This is a genomic window from Streptomyces sp. NPDC002784, assembly GCF_053592135.1.
In genome coordinates this window covers 1-1,550 of sequence record NZ_JBSFVD010000168.1, presented here as the reverse complement: position 1 = coordinate 1,550, position 1,550 = coordinate 1, and the positions used below count along the sequence as shown (strand labels likewise).

General features: G+C 66.3%; 1 protein-coding gene. It reads right to left on the bottom strand.

The features are described 5' to 3' along the window. Positions 1–30 precede the first annotated feature (30 nt). The gene (locus ACWD1Z_RS37530) at positions 31–1,293 is read right to left on the bottom strand and encodes an IS110 family transposase (protein WP_451125406.1); all 1,263 of its coding nucleotides are present in this window, start codon (positions 1,291–1,293) and stop codon (positions 31–33) included. Positions 1,294–1,550: the final 257 nt, after the last annotated feature.

Below are 1,550 nucleotides of genomic sequence, written 5' to 3'. Positions count from 1 at the left end.
CTGACACGAAAGATGCAAGCGACTGCGAGGTCAGGACGTTGTGATGGGTTCGAAGCGGACGGTCATTCCGAGGCTGTTCGCTTCCTTGATCATGCGGCGCATGGCACGTTCGGGGTCACGCTTGGTGAAGTAGTCGGCGCCAAGATCACGGTAGGGGACATCGTCGTGCAGGACGTGCCAGATCGCGATGGCGAGTTTGTGCATGACCGCGACCACGGCGCGTTTGCCTCCCCGGCGTGCGGAGATGCGCCGGAAGTAGGCGGCGAGGTAGGTGTCCTTGTTCCTGATCGCGGCCATGGCAGCGACGCCGAGCAGCCGTTTAAGGTTGCTGTTGCCTGGTCGGGTCGTGCCCGACTTGCTCACTCCCGCGGACTCGTTCTGCCCAGGACAGACACCGATCCACGACGCGAGGTGTCCGGCGGTCGGGAACTGGTTCATGTCCCCTCCGGTCTCGGCCAGGATGATCTCTGCTGCCATCCGGCCGATTCCCGGGATCGAGTCGAGAAGGTCCAGCTCGTGCTCCCGCTCGGCCAGAAGGCCGGCGATCCGGGCGTCGAACACGGTGACGGCGCTCTTGAAGCGGTCGATCTCGTCGAGGTAGTGGCGGACCATGAAGGCATGGTGGTCGGTGAAGTCGCCGTCCAGAGCCTCAACGAGGGCTGGGATCTTCGCTCGGGCCCTGCCGACGGCGAGGCCCGCCAGCTGACCGGGGTCACGTTCCCCAGCGACGAGGGCCTCCAGGATTGCCCGGCCACTCACACCTGTGACGTCGGTCAGCACCGAGGTGAGTTTCATGCCGGTGTCCTCCAGCTCCTTCTCCAGCCGCTGAACCTCCCAGCCCGCGGCCCGCACGAGCTCGGTACGCCTGCGGGTCAGATCCCGCAGTTCCCGGACCGCACGCTTGGGGACGAACGAGGCCATCACCATCCCGGACGCGCCGGCCCGGGCGAGGAAGGCCGCGTCGCTGGGATCGCTCTTGCGGCCCCGAATACCCTTGAGGTGCGCGGGGTTGACCAGCATCAGGTTGAGATGGGGCTGCAGAACGTAGTAGACACCGCGCCAGTAGTCGGCGGTGGCCTCCATGACCACCACCTCTACTTCACGCTCCGCCAGCCAGGTCAACAGCCGGCGGACTTCCGACCGCGTGGTCCCGAACCGCTCCGTCTCCAGACTCCAGACCCCCGACCGCTTCGTGCTGGGCGTGCGCACGCAGGCCAGCAGGAACCGCTTGCCCAGGTCCACTCCCGCGGACCGCAGATGGATGACCTCGTCCTTCACTTCCTGCCGATTCATCGCCCGCTCCCGACAGCCGCGCCCACCCCGCTCGACGGCTGTCCCGGAGGAGTCAAGGGAAGACTCGGAGTCTGACACGCGTGCTCCCGGACGGCAGATGCCGCCATGGCGACAAACCGTGGTCCCCTCGGCTGACCCCCGCACCATCCTGGCAAACGAGCTCACCGGCATCGCAGAGCCATCGGTGTCGCCGGGACATCCAGCTCTACTTTCTCGCACTCGAGGTGATCAGCGCAGCGATACGCGTTCCTGGCAAG

Coding starts and splice junctions, on each gene's coding strand:
- ACWD1Z_RS37530 (WP_451125406.1), bottom strand. CDS start 1,293: ATGAATCGGCAGGAAGTGAAGGACGAGGTCATCCATCTGCGGTCCGCG.